The 16,426-nt window shown below is 74.1% G+C and carries 11 protein-coding genes; 8 read left to right on the top strand and 3 right to left on the bottom strand.

Going from position 1 to position 16,426, the window contains the following annotated elements; all coding sequences use genetic code 11:
• The first annotated feature begins 70 nt into the window (after positions 1-70).
• The 3 genes from dapF to hflX all read left to right on the top strand — a co-directional run bounded on the left by dapF (position 71) and on the right by hflX (position 5,141).
• Positions 71-985, top strand: a complete 915-nt coding sequence (dapF, locus tag ACH4TG_RS21590; protein ID WP_398244015.1) for a diaminopimelate epimerase — start codon at positions 71-73, stop codon at positions 983-985.
• A gap of 252 nt (positions 986-1,237) precedes the next feature.
• Entirely contained in the window at positions 1,238-3,436 is a 2,199-nt protein-coding gene (locus ACH4TG_RS21585) for a RelA/SpoT family protein (protein WP_398244014.1), read from the top strand.
• Between the two features lie 208 nt (positions 3,437-3,644).
• On the top strand, positions 3,645-5,141 hold the full coding sequence (gene hflX, locus ACH4TG_RS21580) for a GTPase HflX (RefSeq protein WP_398244013.1): 1,497 nt from the start codon (positions 3,645-3,647) through the stop codon (positions 5,139-5,141).
• Between the two features lie 136 nt (positions 5,142-5,277).
• Here hflX and ACH4TG_RS21575 read toward each other — a convergent pair whose 3' ends face one another.
• Positions 5,278-6,456: a trypsin-like serine peptidase gene (locus ACH4TG_RS21575; protein ID WP_398244012.1), complete on the bottom strand. Its 1,179-nt coding sequence runs from the start codon at positions 6,454-6,456 to the stop codon at positions 5,278-5,280.
• A 184-nt stretch (positions 6,457-6,640) separates the two neighbouring features.
• On the opposite strand from ACH4TG_RS21575, the gene ACH4TG_RS21570 reads away from it, so the two are divergent.
• The 5 genes from ACH4TG_RS21570 (at position 6,641) to ACH4TG_RS21550 (ending at position 13,722) form a co-directional block, all read left to right on the top strand.
• On the top strand, positions 6,641-8,050 hold the full coding sequence (locus ACH4TG_RS21570) for a diaminobutyrate--2-oxoglutarate transaminase family protein (protein ID WP_398244011.1): 1,410 nt from the start codon (positions 6,641-6,643) through the stop codon (positions 8,048-8,050).
• A gap of 500 nt (positions 8,051-8,550) precedes the next feature.
• Entirely contained in the window at positions 8,551-10,464 is a 1,914-nt protein-coding gene (locus ACH4TG_RS21565; RefSeq protein WP_398244010.1) for an IucA/IucC family protein, read from the top strand.
• A gap of 33 nt (positions 10,465-10,497) precedes the next feature.
• Complete coding sequence (locus tag ACH4TG_RS21560; protein ID WP_398244009.1) at positions 10,498-11,211, top strand: GNAT family N-acetyltransferase; 714 nt, start codon at positions 10,498-10,500, stop codon at positions 11,209-11,211.
• A 109-nt stretch (positions 11,212-11,320) separates the two neighbouring features.
• A complete protein-coding gene (locus tag ACH4TG_RS21555) occupies positions 11,321-13,108 on the top strand; it encodes an IucA/IucC family protein (RefSeq protein WP_398244008.1) in 1,788 nt (595 codons plus the stop codon).
• Positions 13,109-13,167: 59 nt separating this feature from the next.
• Entirely contained in the window at positions 13,168-13,722 is a 555-nt protein-coding gene (locus ACH4TG_RS21550; RefSeq protein ID WP_398244007.1) for an FHA domain-containing protein, read from the top strand.
• An 88-nt stretch (positions 13,723-13,810) separates the two neighbouring features.
• On the opposite strand, the gene ACH4TG_RS21545 is transcribed toward ACH4TG_RS21550, so the two are convergent.
• Entirely contained in the window at positions 13,811-15,013 is a 1,203-nt protein-coding gene (locus ACH4TG_RS21545) for a serine/threonine-protein kinase (RefSeq protein ID WP_398244006.1), read from the bottom strand.
• Between the two features lie 126 nt (positions 15,014-15,139).
• Entirely contained in the window at positions 15,140-16,324 is a 1,185-nt protein-coding gene (locus tag ACH4TG_RS21540; RefSeq protein ID WP_398244005.1) for an FHA domain-containing protein, read from the bottom strand.
• Between the last annotated feature and the right edge of the window lie 102 nt (positions 16,325-16,426).

The following is a 16,426-nucleotide window of genomic DNA, read 5'->3' as shown; positions in this document are numbered from 1 at the left end:
GTCCCCGGGTTTTCCACAGGCCGCAGATCTCCGTACGCGGCCCATCAGCCGTGCCGCGTACGATCGAGACGTGACTGAAGCGCACCACGGCACCCCTGACTCGTCCTCCCCGCTGCCCTTCCTCAAGGGCCACGGCACCGAGAACGACTTCGTGATCGTCCCCGACCCGGACGGTCTGCTCGACCTGTCCGCCGCCGACGTGGCCCGGCTCTGCGACCGCCGGGCCGGCATCGGGGGCGACGGGGTGCTGCGCGTGGTCCGCTCCGCAGCCGACCCCGAAGCCGCCGCGCTCGCGGCGGAGGCCGAGTGGTTCATGGACTACCGCAACAGTGACGGCAGCATCGCCGAGATGTGCGGCAACGGCGTCCGCGTCTTCGCCCGCTACCTCCAGCACGCCGGGCTGGCCCAGGCCGGCGACCTCGCCGTCGCCACCCGCGCCGGCGTGCGCCACGTCCACGTCGCCAAGGACGGCGACGACGGCGAAGCGGGCGCCGTCACCGTCCGGATGGGCCGCGCTGTGCTGCCCGGCGACCCGGTCGTGGTGGCGGTCGGCGATCGCAGCTGGCCCGCGGTGCACGTCAGCATGGGCAACCCGCACGCGGTGGCCTTCGTGGACGGGCTCGACGAGGCCGGGGACCTCCTGCAGGCGCCCGCGGTGAGCCCCAGGTCGGCCTACCCCGACGGCACCAACGTGGAGTTCGTGGTCGACCGGGGCCCCCGCCACGTGGCCCTGCGCGTCCACGAGCGGGGCTCCGGCGAGACCCGCTCCTGCGGCACCGGGGCGTGCGCGGTCATGGTCGCCGCCGCCCGCCGCGACGGTCTGGACCCCGCGGTCACCGGCCGCCCGGTGACCTACACCGTGGACGTGCCCGGCGGCCGCCTGGTGATCAGCGAGGACACCGACGGCGTGATCGAGATGACCGGCCCCGCCGTGATCGTCGCCGAAGGGGCCATCGAGCCCGGCTGGCTCGCCGCGGGCCGCTGATCCGGCCGGCTCGGGCCGCATCCCGGCGGGCTGCCGCCGGCCCCTCCGAACGGCCGTGGCCGGGGTGCGCCCGACCGTATCCGGATGTATGCGGTCATGATCCCCGTCCGGCTGTCCCTCGAACGGGTGATGGGGATCACTCTCGGCGAGAGCGCGGCTGCCGCACGTGGTGGGCTCGGTAGCATCAAGCACCGGCGCGGCCCCACGGGTCGTGGAGGGCTCCCGCAGCCGGTCCACGCTGCCGGAGGGCCCATGAGCGCACACAACGCGGTGGACGCGGAGCGGACCGCAGAGGACCGGCGACGCAGCCTGCGCCGGATCGACCTCCGCCGGCTCAGCCGTGTGGCGCTCCTCGGCGCGGGCGGCGGCAGCAGGGTGCCCGACGCGATCGAGCACCTGATCAAGGTCCACCGCGGCCGCCACCCCGAAGCGGGCGCCTCCGCCATCGAGCAGCTGCGCAAGGCCTACGTGCTGGCCGAGTCCTCGCACCGGGGCCAGACGCGCAAGAGCGGCGAGCCGTACATCACGCACCCGCTCGCCGTCACCCTCATCCTGGCCGAACTCGGCGCGGAGACCACGACGTTGACGGCCTCGCTGCTGCACGACACCGTCGAGGACACCGAGGTGACCCTCGATCAGGTGGAGCGCGAGTTCGGCGCCGAGATCTGCTATCTCGTCGACGGCGTCACCAAGTTGGAGAAGGTCGACTACGGGGCGGCCGCCGAGCCCGAGACCTTCCGCAAGATGCTGGTGGCGACCGGCAACGACGTGCGCGTGATGTCGATCAAACTGGCCGACCGGCTCCACAACATGCGCACGCTGGGCGTCATGCGGCCCGACAAGCAGGCCAGGATCGCCAAGGTCACCCGCGACGTGCTGATCCCGCTCGCCGAACGGCTCGGCGTCCAGGCCCTCAAGAGCGAGCTGGAGGACCTGGTCTTCGCGATCCTCCACCCCGAGGAGCACGCCCGCACCCGCGTCATGATCGAGGAGAACGCCGGCGGCGCCGACCCGCTCGCCGGTATCGCCGACCAGGTCAGGGGCGTGCTGCGGGAAGCGGGCGTCACCGCGGAGGTGGCCATCCGGCCGCGGCACGCGGTCTCGGTCCACCGGCTGCTGCTCAAACGCGGCGGCAAGCAGCTCAGCGGCTGCGACTACGGGCGGCTGCTGGTGCTCGTCGGCGAGAACGCCGACTGCTACGCGGTGCTCGGCGAACTGCACACCTGCTTCGTCCCGGTGATCGCCGAGTTCAAGGACTTCATCGCCGGCCCCAAGTTCAACCTCTACCAGTCGCTGCACACCGCGATCGCCGACCGCGACGGGCGGATCGCCGAGGTGCTCGTGCGCACCCGCCGGATGCACCGCGTGGCCGAGGCCGGGGTGATCGCCCTCGGCGACCCGCACGCCGCCACCGACGCGGTGCCGTCCGCGGACGGCGAGCGCACGGAACGCGCCGAGCGCAGCGACAGCGGAAACGGTTCGACAGGCGAGTCCGCGGCCGGCGTCGACCCCACCCGGCCCGGCTGGCTCGCCCGGCTGCTGGACTGGCAGCGGGCCGCGCCCGACGCGGACACCTTCTGGACGGCGCTGCGCGACGACCTCGCCCAGGACCGGGAGATCACCGTGGTCGCCGCCCAGGGCGAGGAGGCGGCCGGGACGCTGCGGCTGCCGGCCGGCGCCACATGCGTCGACGCCGCCTACGCCATGCACGGGGAGGCCGGGCACGCCTGCGTCGGCGCCCGCGTCAACGGCCGCCTCGCCCCGCTGGGCACCGCTTTGCGCGACGGCGACACCCTGCAACTGCTGATGGACGACGGCGACACCTCGGGGCCCGGCCGCGACTGGCTGGAGCACGCCACCACGCCCGCCGCCCGGATCGCGATCACCCGCTGGCTCACCCAGCACCCGGCGGTCGAGGGCGACGACCAGCCCGACCAGGCGCCGCCGGTCCGGCCGGTCCCCGCGGCCGGTGCCGCGCCCGCGGCCGACCCCCTGGCCCTTGCGGACCTGCCCGGCGCGACCGTACGCCTGGCCCGCTGCTGTACCCCGGTGCCGCCGGACCGGGTGACGGGCTTCGTCATTCGCGGCGGCACCGTCGCCGTCCACCGGGCGGAATGCCCGTCCACGTCGCGGATGACCGCCGCCGGACGGGCCCCGGTGCCGGTGCGCTGGCGCGAGGACCAGCCCGCCGGCGGCTACCGGGCCACCGTGCTCGCCGAGGCGCTGAGCCGGCCTCGGCTGCTGGCCGACCTCACGGAGGTCATCGCGGGTCAGGGCGTCGGCATCGTGTCGGCGGCCGTGGAGCCACCGCAGGAGCATCGCGTCCGCCACACCTACACCGTCGAGCTGCCCGACGCCGGGGCCCTGTCCGCGTTGATGCGGGCGATGCGCGCGGTCCCGGGCGTCTACGACGTGTACCGGGCGCGGCTCGCCGTCACCGCCCGCGACTGAGCTGCCGTTTCGCCCTCCTCCGGGGCGGCCGCGGGAATGCGCCGGGCCGCCGGACCGTTGTGACTGTGGGCGAGCGGAGCACCGCGATGTGCAGCGCCGCCCGCGATGCGGGCGGGAAACCAGGTGACCGCGTCCGCGTGGCGTGCGACCATCGACAGTGACGGTGCGCGAGCGCCGCCCGACTCTGACCGAACGAACAAAGGATCCAATGACCTCCAACCCTTCATCCTCTTCGGACGACCGCCAGCGCCTCCCCGAGAGCCTTCGGGCCGACGCCCTGATGGAAGAGGAGGTCGCCTGGAGTCTTGAGATCGACGGTGAGCGGGACGGCGACCAGCTGGACCGGGCCGAACGTGCCTCCCTGCGCAGGGTCGCCGGGCTCTCCACCGAACTGCAGGACATCACCGAGGTCGAGTACCGGCAGCTCCGCCTGGAGCGTGTGGTGCTCGTCGGCGTCTGGACCCACGGAACCGTGGACGACGCCGAGAACTCCCTGGCCGAACTGGCCGCCCTCGCCGAGACCGCCGGCGCCGTGGTGCTCGACGGCGTCATCCAGCGCCGCGACAAGCCGGACCCGGCCACGTACATCGGCTCGGGCAAGGCGCAGGAGCTGCGGGACATCGTGGTGGAGACCGGTGCCGACACCGTCGTCTGCGACGGTGAACTCAGCCCCGGCCAGCTGATCCACCTCGAGGACGTCGTCAAGGTCAAGGTGGTGGACCGCACCGCGCTGATCCTCGACATCTTCGCGCAGCACGCCAAGTCCCGTGAGGGCAAGGCGCAGGTCTCGCTGGCGCAGATGCAGTACATGCTGCCGAGGCTGCGCGGCTGGGGCCAGTCGCTGTCCCGGCAGATGGGTGGCGGTGGCTCCGGCTCCTCGGGCGGCGGTATGGCCACCCGTGGTCCCGGTGAGACCAAGATCGAGACCGACCGGCGGCGCATCCGCGAGAAGATGGCCAAGATGCGCCGGGAGATCGCGGACATGAAGACCAGCCGCGACCTCAAGCGCCAGGAGCGCAAGCGCCACAAGGTGCCGTCGGTGGCGATCGCCGGCTACACCAACGCGGGCAAGTCCTCGCTGCTCAACCGCCTGACCGGGGCGGGAGTGCTGGTGGAGAACGCCCTGTTCGCCACCCTGGACCCGACCGTGCGCCGGGCCGAGACGCCGGGCGGGCGGCTGTACACGCTGGCCGACACCGTCGGGTTCGTCCGGCACCTGCCGCACCACCTGGTCGAGGCGTTCCGCTCCACCATGGAGGAGGTCGCCGACGCCGACCTCATCCTGCACGTGGTGGACGGTGCGCACCCGGTACCGGAGGAGCAGCTCGCGGCGGTCCGCGAGGTGTTCCGCGACGTCGGCGCGCTCGACGTGCCGGAGATCGTCGTGGTGAACAAGGCCGATGCCGCCGACCCGCTCGTGCTGCAGCGGCTGCTGCGCAACGAGAAGCACGCCATCGCCGTCTCGGCCCGCACCGGCCGGGGCATCCAGGACCTGCTGGAGCTGATCGACGAGGAGCTCCCGCGGCCCGACGTCGAGGTGGAGGCACTCGTGCCGTACACCCACGGCGGGCTGGTGTCCCGGGTGCACGCCGGCGGTGAGGTGCTCTCCGAGGAGCACACCGGTGACGGCACGCTGCTGAAGGTGCGGGTGCACGAGGAACTGGCCGCCGAACTGGCGCCGTTCACCCTCGCGACACGCCACTGACGGCATCGGTGCCGGAGCGCTGACCGCGGCCGCGCCCTCGGGCCGACAGACGAACGGGTAAGGACCCGCCTCCAAGAGGCGGGTCCTTACCCGTTCCCGGGCCGGTTTCCCGGCCGCCGTCCTGACCGGACGTCCGTCAGCGGAACTTGGTGCTCACCTCGTCGAACACCTTCTTGGCCTCCGCACCCAGGCGCGGCCCCGCGAGCCAGGCGTTCGTCACCGGCCCGATGGAGGTGTTGCTGACCAGCCCCGTCCTGCCGCTGGGCATGGTGGCGAACCAGCCGCCGCCCGAGGCACCGCCGGTCATCGTGCAGCCGATGCGGTACTCGGTGGGCTCCTGCGCGTCCAGGGACAGGCGGCCCGGCCGGCCCGTGCAGGCGTAGATGCGCTGCCCGTCGTACGGCGGCGCGGCGGGGTAGCCCCACACGCCCATCGCCGGGATCGACTTGGTGGACGGGGCGTCGAACCACACCGGCAGGGCCGCACCGACCGTCTCCTGCAGCGACTTGCCGCCCGCGCCCTTCTCCGGCACCACGTGCAGCACCGCGAAGTCGTACGGCGACCCGCTGCCGCCCTTCTCCGACCCCTCGTCGATCCACTGGTCGGACGTGCTCGCCCAGTCCGCCCAGAACACCCCCAGCGGCGCGAGGACGTTGCGGGTGGCGCCCTTGAGCCCGGCGGCGGTGCGGCCGCCGTCGTTGTAGGCGGGCACGAACGCGATGTTGCGGTACCAGCCGCCCTCCTTGCCCGCGTGCACGCAGTGCCCGGCCGTCCACACCAGGTTCGACTTCCCCGGGTGCGCCGGGTCCTCGACCACCGTCGCCGAGCACACCATGGAGCCCTGCGGCCCGTCGAAGAACAGCTTCCCGACACCGGCGGCGTTGACGTGGTACGGCGGGGTCACCGCGCGGGCCGGCACCGGCGAGGGCTCGGGGTCCGTCATGCCCTGGTCGGCCGGCACGTCAGCGGGGACCTGCTTGTCGTTCTGGTCCGCGCCCCGCATGCGGTCCTCGCTCCACAGCCCGGCGATCACCGGGTTGGCGAAGTCCTTCGCCTTGCGCAGCCACGTCGAGCGGTTCCAGTCGCGCCAGCCGCCGTCCTTGTACGCCTGCTCCCACTTCTTCAGATCCTTCAGGCTCGTCGGGATCGACGTGGGGAGCCCGGCCGCGGCGGGGGTGGTCCGCTGCACGGTCGCCGTCCCACCCGTCGGCCGGGCGTCGGTGCCGCCGCCGGACGAGGAGCCGCATGCGGTGGCGGTGCCGGCCAGGAGCACCGCGGCGGCCGCGGTGGCCAGTGACCTGCGTATGGATGGCATGAGACGTGTCCCCCTGGGGTGTGCGCTCGGGCGGTGCCCGCTGTCCTTCGGAGTCAGGGACGGCGGCCGTCCGGCGGCGGTTCCGGACGGAAACTTCCGGCAACCGACCGTGATCGGTTCGTCACCCCGTCGTTAGTACGGACGGGGGACGAGGTGTCGGTTCGCAGATCCGAGGAGTGAGCACGTGGCGGCCATTTCGAGCGCGCCGGGACAACTGACGGCATCCGCCGACGACTTCGGCGCGGGGGAGGCGATCCTCCGCCGGCAGGACCAGCGCGAGTCCGCGGCCCGCACCTACGCGCGGTCGCTGCCCGTCGTTCCGGTGCGGGCCCGCGGGATGACGGTGGAGGGCGCCGACGGCACCCGCTACCTCGACTGCCTGTCGGGCGCGGGCACCCTCGCCCTCGGCCACAACCACCCCGTCGTCCTGGAGGCCGTCAGACGCGTCCTCGACTCCGGCGCACCGCTGCACGTGCTCGACATGGCCACACCCCTCAAGGACGCGTTCACCACCGCCCTGTTCGAGACCCTGCCGCCCGAACTCGCCGAGCACGGGCGGATCCAGTTCTGTGGACCGGCCGGCACCGATGCCGTGGAAGCGGCGATCAAACTCACCAGGACCGCCACCGGGCGCGGCGGGCTGCTGGCGTTCTCCGGCGCCTACCACGGCATGACCGCGGCCGCCCTCGCCGCCACCGGCGACACCGCGGTGCGCGGCGCCGTGCAGGCGGACGCCCTCGTCACGCGGCTGCCGTACCCGTACGACTACCGCTGCCCGTTCGGCACCGGGGGCGAGCGCGGCGCCGAACTGTCTGCCCGCTGGACCGCGCACCTCCTGGACGACCCCAAGGGAGGCGTGCAGCCGCCCGCGGCGATGCTGCTGGAGCCCGTGCAGGGCGAGGGCGGCGTCATCCCGCCGCCCGACTCCTGGATGCGGCGGATGCGCGAGATCACCGCGGCCCGCGGCATCCCGCTCATCGCCGACGAGGTGCAGACCGGGGTGGGCCGCACCGGCACCTTCTGGGCCGTGGAGCGCAGCGGGGTCGTGCCCGACGTCATGGTGCTGTCCAAGGCGATCGGGGGGAGCCTGCCGCTGGCCGTGATCGTCTACCGCGAGGACCTCGACGTGTGGCGGCCCGGCGCCCACGCCGGCACCTTCCGCGGCAACCAGCTCGCCATGGCAGCCGGTACCGCCACGCTGCGGTACGTCCGCGAGAACGCGCTCCATGTGCGGGCCGGGACCATCGGGGCCCGCATCCTGTCCCGGCTGCGGGGCCTGGCCGCGCACCACGCGTGCATCGGGGACGTCCGCGGCCGCGGGCTGATGATCGGCGTCGAACTCGTCGACACCGAGGCGGAGCCGGACGACTACGGCGCCCTCCCGGCCGCCCCCCGACTCGCCGCCAGCGTCCAGCAGGAGGCGCTGCGGCGCGGCCTGATCATCGAACTCGGCGGGCGGCACGGCAGCGTCGTACGGCTGCTGCCGCCGCTGACCATCACCGACGAGCAGGCCGAGGCCGTGCTCGACCGGCTGGCCGCGTCCATCGAGGCGGCCGCCGCCGGCCACCGCCCGTCGCACGGAGGTGCGGGATGAACCGGCCGACCCCGGTGACCGACCAGACCAGCCGTTCCGCGGAACCGAGCAGTGGAGCCCCCCGCATGAGCACACCCGCAGCGCCCGCCCGCCCGGACGCCCCCGTCCCGCCGGAACCCGCCGCGCTCCGGCCCGAAGGCCCGGAGTCCGCGCCCGGCGAGGACACGGGCACGACGGCCGCGGCGCAGCAGGGGACCGCCGCGCCCGGCCCGGCCGGCGACGGCCTTCCCCCTGCCGAGGTCGAGCCGGCCTCCGTCGAGGCTCCTCCTGAGGAGGTGGCAAGGCCCGTTTCCGCCGAGGCTCCCTGCGCGGACCCATACGCGCCCTCGGACGGGGATCCTTCCCCCGAGACCCCCTCCGCCAGGCCCGAGCCCGCTCGACTCCTCGCAGCCGGACCGGAACAGGCCGCCGGACCTGCGGCAGCGCAAGGACCCGTACCGGCGCCCGGGCCCACACCCGCGCCCACACCCGCACCGGCGCCCGCACCGGCCCCCGCACCCGTGCTCGTCCCGCCGGTCCAGCTGCCGGTTCCCGCACCCGAGCCCGAGCCCGCCGCCGCCGCGCTCAGCGTGCCGGAGCAGCGCTCGGGCGACGCCGGGCCCGAACAGCCCGCACCCGGCGGCGGATCCCACGGACCGCGCGCGGTCACGGCGCTCACCGCGGCCGCGACCGCCGGGGACCCCGGCCCGTACGCCCTCGCCGACGCCGCCGGGACGGAGAACCTGCTGCGCTGCTGGGTACGCGAGACGGGCCTTCCCAAGCCGGAGAACGGGGCCCTGCGGATCCCGCTGCCGGCCTCGGGCGCCGAGCTGCGCACCGTGGTGCACCACTGGTCGGCCACCGGCCAGCACCGCTTCGGCCCCGCCCACTTCGGCGCGGCAGGCGCCCAGGGGCCTTCCGGCCGGCCGCTGACCGCCGTCGAACTCGCCGCGCTCCTGGCCCGGGAGGGGCGGAGCAGCGGTACCGACCCCGCCGAGGGCGCGGACCTGGTCCTGCGGGTGGCGGACTCGGTGCGGCGGACCGCCGCGTTCCTCGCCGACCGGCGCCGGCGGCCGGGGCCCGAGGCGCCCGAACTCCCCTTCCTGGACTCCGAGCAGGCACTCCTCCTCGGGCATGCGATGCACCCCACGCCCAAGGGCCGCGAGGGACTCTCGGACGCCGAGAACGCCGCCTACTCGCCGGAACTGCGCGGCTCCTTCCCGCTGCACTGGGTGGCCGTCGACCACCGGCTGCTGGCGGCCGACTCCGCGTGGACCGAACGCGGCCGCACCGTGCCGGCCGCCGACCTGCTCGCGGCCTTCGCCGGGCCGGAGTTGCGGCTGCCCGAGGGCACCGCCCCGCTGCCGCTGCACCCGTGGCAGGCCCGCGAGGTCCGCCACCGGCCCGGAGTGCAGGCCCTGTTCGACGCCGGGATGCTGCACGACCTGGGGCCGCTCGGCGCGCCCTGGTACCCGACGTCCTCGGTGCGGACCGTGCATCGCCCGGGCACGCCCGCGATGCTCAAGCTGTCGCTGGGCCTGCGGATCACCAACTCCCGCCGGGAGAACCTCCGCAAGGAGCTGGTGCGCGGCACCGAGGTGCACCGGCTGCTGCGCACCGGCCTCGCCGGCGAGTGGCAGGCCGCCCACCCCGGCTTCGACATCGTGCGCGACCCCGCCTGGCTCGGCGTGGACGGGCCGGACGGCGCACCGGTGCAGGGGCTCGACGTGGTGCTCCGGCACAGCCCGTTCGGTCCCGGGGACCAGGTGCACTGCGTGGCCGGTCTGGCGGCGCCGCGCCCATGGCCCGCGGTGCCCGCACCGGCGCTGAGCTCCCGCCTCGCGGCCACCGTCGGCCGGCTCGCGCGGTACACCGGGCGCCCGGTCGCGGCCGTGGCCGCCGAGTGGTTCCTGCGGTACCTGGACGCCGTGATCCGGCCGGTGCTGTGGCTGGACGGCCGGGCCGGGATCGCGCTGGAGGCGCACCAGCAGAACACCCTCGTGCTGCTGGACGCCGAGGGCTGGCCGTGCGGCGGCCGCTACCGCGACAACCAGGGCTACTACTTCCGCGAGTCGCGCCGCGCCGACCTGGAGCGCCGGCTGCCGGGGATCGGCGCCGCCAGCGACACCTTCGTCGCGGACGCGGTCGCCGACGAGCGGTTCGCCTACTACGTGGGCATCAACAACGTCTTCGGCCTGATCGGCGCGTTCGGTGCCCAGGGGCTGGCGGACGAGGAACTGCTGCTCGCGGCCTTCCGCGGCTTCCTGCGCACCGCGGCCGGGCACGGCAGCAGCCTTCCCGAACGGCTGCTGACCAGCACGCACCTGCGCTGCAAGGCCAACCTGCTGACCCGGTTGCACGGCCTGGACGAGCTGGTGGGCCCGGTGGACACGCAGTCCGTGTACGTCACCATGCCCAACCCGCTGGCCCGCTGAGCACGGACCGGCCCAGGACAGGAAGGAGATCCGTTGCCCTCTGCAGACTCCGGCACCGAGGACACGCTCGACCTGAAACTGCCCGCCGAGGTCCTCGCCCTCTTCGCCACCGCACCGGCCGGGTCCGGCGACGACGCGCACGGCGGCCTGCGCGTCGTCGACCCGGCCGACCGCTCCGACCTCCTGGACCACCTCGACGACTGGCGGCCCGCCGACACGCCCGCGGGGAGCTTCCAGCTCGTCCCCGTGGACCCCGACCGGGACGTGGACCTCGTCGCCCGCTGGATGAACGACCCGGCGGTGGTCGAGTTCTGGGAGCTGGCCGGGGACCCGGACGTCACCGCGAAGCACCTGGCCGGCCAGTGCGCGGCAGACGGCCGCAGCGTGCCGTGCCTGGGAGTCCTCGACGGCGTGCCGATGAGCTACTGGGAGATCTACCGCGCCGATCTCGATCCCCTCGCGCGCTACTACCCCGCCCGGCCGCACGACACCGGCGTGCACCTGCTGATCGGCGGGGTCGCCGACCGCGCCCGCGGCCTCGGCGGCACCCTGCTGCGCGCGGTGTCCGACCTCGTCCTCGACAACCGCCCGGGCTGCACCCGGGTCGTGGCCGAACCCGACCTGCGCAACACCCCCTCCGTGGCGGCCTTCCTGACCGCCGGCTTCCGCTACTGCCTGGAACTCGAACTCCCCGACAAGCGCGCCGCGCTGATGATCCGCGACCGCGCCCTGCGCCACCGTCTGTGAGCCGCGCCGCCGGCCCACCGGCGCGCGGCCCGCCGATCGTCACCCGCTCCCCGCACGACACCCGCCCGCCTCCGACACCGGCCCGTCCGTCCCCCTCGCAGGAGCCACCGTGATCGCCCCGTCCCCGTACGACTCCGCCGCCTGGCGGCACGCGTCCCGACGCCTGCTCGCCAAGATGCTCGCCGAGTTCGCGTACGAGGAGGTGATCGTGCCCGAGCCGGACCCCCGGCACGCCGTGCCCGAGGGCGAGGAGCCCGACGGGCGGAGCGCGTACCGGATCGTGCTGGCGGACGACGTCGTCTACCGGTTCCGCGCCCGCCGCGGGGCGTACGGCAGCTGGCAGGTCGACCCCGCCAGCATCACCCCCACCGGGGACCCGCTCCACTTCCTCGCCCACGGGCACGCCTCGGTGCTCGGCCTGAACGGGGACACCACCGGGCACCTGATCAGGGAGCTGCTGGCGACCCTGTGCGCCGACGTGCGGCTGGACACCAGCGCGCTGCCGGCCGCCGAACTCGCCGAGTTGGACTACGCGGAGCTGGAGGGGCACCAGACCGGCCACCCCTGGCTGGTGGCCAACAAGGGGCGTATCGGCTTCTCGGACGCGGACGCCGCCCGCTGGGCGCCCGAGGCCCGCAGGCAGCACCGGCTGCCCTGGATCGCCGTCCACCGCGACCTCGCCGAATACCGCGGCACGTCCACTCTCGCCACCCCCGTGGGTCTCTACGCGCAGGAGCTGGCCCCCGACACGCTCGACACCTTCCGCCATGCCGTCGCCGACCGGGACCGCGACCCGGACGACTACCTGTTCCTGCCCGTCCACCCCTGGCAGTGGGACCAGGTCGTCGCCCCGCTGTTCGCCCCCGCGATCGCCGACGCCACCATCATCCACCTGACCACCGACAACGACCTGCGCCTCGCCCAGCAGTCGATCCGCACCTTCCTCAACACCACCCGCCCCGCCCGGCGGACGGTCAAACTGCCGCTGTCGGTGCTGAACACCCTCGTCTACCGCGGCCTGCCCACCGAACGCACCCTGGCGGCGCCCGCCGTCACGTCCTGGGTGCACGGCCTGCGCGACCACGACCGGTTCCTGCGGGACGAGGCGCGGGTGATCCTGCTCGGCGAGGTCGCCTCCGTCACCGTCGCCCACCCGCAGTACGACGCGCTGCCGGCCGTCCCGTACCAGTACCGCGAACTGCTGGGCTGCATCTGGCGCGAGCCGCTCGACACGTACCTGGACCCCGGCGAGCGGGCCCGCACCCTCGCCTCCCTGCTGCACACCGACCCGGCCGGCCGCGCCTTCACCGCCGAACTCGTCGAGCGCTCGGGCCTGACGCCGCAGGTGTGGCTACGGCATCTGTTCGCGGCACTGCTGCCCCCGCTGCTGCATTTCCTCTACCGCTACGGCACGGTCTTCTCCCCGCACGGCGAGAACGCCATCGTGGTGTTCGACGAGAACGACGTCCCGGTACGCCTGGCGGTCAAGGACTTCGTCGACGACATCAACGTCAGCGCGGAACAACTCCCGGAACTGCGCACCATGCCGGCCGAGGTCCGCGACGTCCTCCTCACCGAACCCCCCGAATTCCTCACCCAGTTCATCCATTCGGGTCTGTTCGTGGGGGTGCTGCGCTATCTGGCGCCGCTGTGCGAGCGCCAACTCGACCTTCCGGAGGACGATTTCTGGGCGCTGGTCAGGGACACGATCCTCCGCCACCAGGAGCGTTTTCCCGAACTCAAGGAACGCTTCGCGATGTTCGACCTGCTCACCCCGCGGATCGAGCGCCTCTGCCTGAACCGCAACCGCCTCCACCTCGACGGCTACCGCGACCGTGCCGAGCGCCCGCACGCCGCGGTCCACGGCACCGTTCCCAATCCCCTGCACGGCCCCTGACCCGGCCGGGCACCGATACGATCTCCCCAGTTCCGGATGAGGAGAGGTGCTGGGTCGGGATGCGCGAGGTCAGGGACGCCGGACCGTGCCCTGAGTGCGGTACCGCCGGTGCGCACCCGGGGCAACTGGTCTGCCAGGGCTGCTTCGTGCCGTTCGCGCTGATGCGGCCCGTGCGGGACGCCGTCGAGGACCAGGACGCCACCGACGCGCTCCCGCAGATCCGCCAGGAGCCCGAGCACACGCGGATGATCAACCACATCCCCGGCGCCCTCGCGCGGACCGCGCAGACCCGCAGGGACACGCCCACCCAGGCCCTGCGCCTGCGGTTCCCCGGCGACGAGACAGTCGTCGTCGAGCCGGGCGTCCGGATACGGCTCGGCCGCGACCCGCGGCTGTGCCCCGCGGTGAAGTTCCTTGCCACGCGCGACAACCTGTCGCGCCTGCACGCCACGTTCGGGGTGGAGCAGGACGGGTCCGCCTGGATCACCGACGAGGGCTCCACCAACGGCACCTTCGTCCACGGGTACCGGCTCGCACCCCTGGAGCCGGCGGCGGTGCGGCCCGGTGACACGGTGCGGCTGGCCGCCGACGTCACCGTCCACATCATGATCTAGCGGCGTCCGGGGCGGGTCCCGGGCCGCGCTGACCCGGAACCGGAGCCGGGAACGGCCTGGAGCCCGGGGCCCCCGATCCGGCTGCGGATCAGCGCTTCGGCTCGGGCCTTCCCGCCGTATAGGCGGCGACGCAGCGTGCCAGCGGATGGTCGGCGCCCAGGGCCGAGGCCGTGTCGCCGGTCAGCTTCTCCAGGCGGCGCACCACCGCCGCCACGCCGTGCAATCCCTCCAGGGCGCGGGCCCGGCCGAACTGCGCCGCAAAGGAGGCGGGTTCCCGCTCCGCTCCCTGGCGCGAGATCTGCTGCAGCGCCTGCCAGTAGCGGCGGTCGGCGTCCGCGAAGCGGCCTTTCTGGAGCAGCCCCTCGCCCTCCTCCAGGAGGGTCCACACCAGGTGCCGGGCGCCCTGGTCCAGCATGGTCGGGCTGCGGTGCACCACCGGTCCCGGACGTGCCATCGCGCGCAGCCGGGCCGCCACCTCGCCCGCGTTCGCCGGGCGCTCGTCCGGATGCTTGGCGAGCATCTCGTGGACCAGGCGGGCCAGTTCCGGCGGCACGTCGGGGCGGCGCTCCTCCAGCGGCTCCGGCGCCTCGTGCACATGCAGGTAGGCGAAGCCCAGATAGGTGCTGGAGGAGAAGGGCGGACCCTCCGCCAGTAGCGCGTACAGGACGCAGCCCACCGAGTACAGGTCGGACTGCCCGGTGACCTCGTGCCCCTGCGCCTGCTCCGGCGAGAAGTAGGCCGGGGAGCCCATCACGGCGTGCGGATCGGTGTACCGGGTCAGCGTCGAGTCGCGCTGGGCCACCAGCCCGAAGTCGAGGATCTTCACCACCCCGTCGGGCAGCAGCATCAGGTTCTCCGGCTTGACGTCCCGGTGCACCAGGCCGCGCTCGTGGGCGTGCTGCAGCCCCGAGCAGATCTGCGCGCCGTAGGTGAGGACGTCGCTGACCGCCAGCCCGCCGCGCGCCAGCAGCACATGGCCGAAGTCCGTGCCGCGCAGCAGCTCCATCACGATGAACGGCCGGCCCTCGTGCTCGCCCGCGTCGTGGACCGTGGCCACGTTGGGGTGGCTGAGCGCCGCCGCGGCCACCGCCTCGCGCCGGAACCTGCCCTGCCGCTCGCTGCGTTCCCCGTCCGCCCACTCGTCACGAAGGGTCAGCACCTTCACCGCGACCCGGCGGCCGAGACCCTGGTCCAGGGCCGCGTACACCTGCCCGAAACCGCCGCCGCCGAGCGGCTCCTCCAGCCGGTACCGGCCGCTGAGGACCGTACCGACCCCTATCCCTTCAGCCACGCCGCGCCGTCCCCTGCCCGATCCCGATTCCGTTCCCGATCCCGCCCGAGCAGCCCCGAGCCGAGCTGCCTCCGGCCGGGTTGCCCCCGGCCGGCCCGTGCCCGGCCTCGTCCGCGTACCGCCCGCTCATGCCGGGTCGCCCTCGAGCCCGTCGTCGGACAGCGGGAGGGGCACGCTCAGCATGGTGGGGCCGGCCGCGGAACTCTGCTGCTGGGGACCGACGGTACCGTCCTTCGCGTCCTCCTCGAACACGAACTGCCGTCCGCTGGGCAGCAGCTCCAGCCGGTCGTGCAGCACCACCGAGTCGCCGCGGCGCAGCGTCCAGGTCGTCCCGCGGTACAGCGGCACCAGCTCGTCACCGGTGGGGCGGGCGTGCCGGATCCTGGTCCCGTTGGCGCTGCGCTCGTCGAGGACGGTCAGCACCCTGCCGTCGTAGGCGAGCACCACATGGGTGCGGCTGACCGACTCCACCGCATGCTCGTCGACCCACACGCCGAGGGCGACCCCGCCGCCGGCCGGCGCGCGTCCGACGGCCAGCGGCTCCCCCGCGGTCACCATGAAGCGGCCCCTGACCGTCCCGTCCATCACGACCTTGACCTGGGCGCGGCGCGGCCGCGGCCCGGCGTCGGCCAGGGGAGCGCCGTGCGTGGGGCACAGCACCTGGTCCTTGCGGCGGCGGGGGAGCGCGGTGCTCGGGCGGCCGGCCGCGCCGAAGAGCGGGCACCCGGGCTCGGGGCAGCGCCAGTCCCGGCTGAGCACCGCCACGTGCCCGGTCGGGGCCCAGCGCCGCAGCACGCCGGCCTCCAGCAGCAGGCCCTCCTCCTCCTTGCGGGACACCTGCCACTCCGGCGGCACCGGCATGATCCGCGGCCGCACCCCCAGCACGCCGTCCTCGCCGAGGAACGGCCGCAGGAACCGCTCGCGGTCACCGGGTATCCACGGGTAGGCGCGGTGGAAGTCGAGGAAGTTGTCGCCGCTGACCACCCGCAGCTCCAGGGCGTCGGCCAGCTCCAGGATCCGGTCGTCGGCGCGCGGGAGCACCTCCAGCAGCCCGTCGCGGTACCAGCCGTCCAGGCGCTCGCGCTCCTGCGCGGTCAGCCGCCCGTCGGTGAGCAGGGACCGGTCGGTGATCGCGTAGACCTGGACCGCGGGGTCGCGGGCGAACTCCGCCAGCGCGTCCAGCAGCGCCTCGAACCGCGCGAGGTCCGCCGGTCTGTCACCGCCGAGTGCCGGCTCCCGTACGACGTTGGCCACATCGACGACGTAGTCCGCGGCGGAGGCATCAAGCGTCAACCGGCTCTCGCACTGCATATGACCAGAAGCTAGCACCGCCCGGCGCGGCCGGTCCCGGGAACGATCGGCACCGTCACCGGTATCGGCGCGATCTGTCCGGCGCGGGACGTCACTGTCAGT

The organism is Streptomyces sp. NPDC020917, from assembly GCF_044333795.1.
Taxonomy (GTDB): Bacteria; Actinomycetota; Actinomycetes; order Streptomycetales; family Streptomycetaceae; genus Actinacidiphila.
Note: the sequence above shows the minus strand (reverse complement) of the source record. Positions and strands in the feature narration are given on the sequence as shown.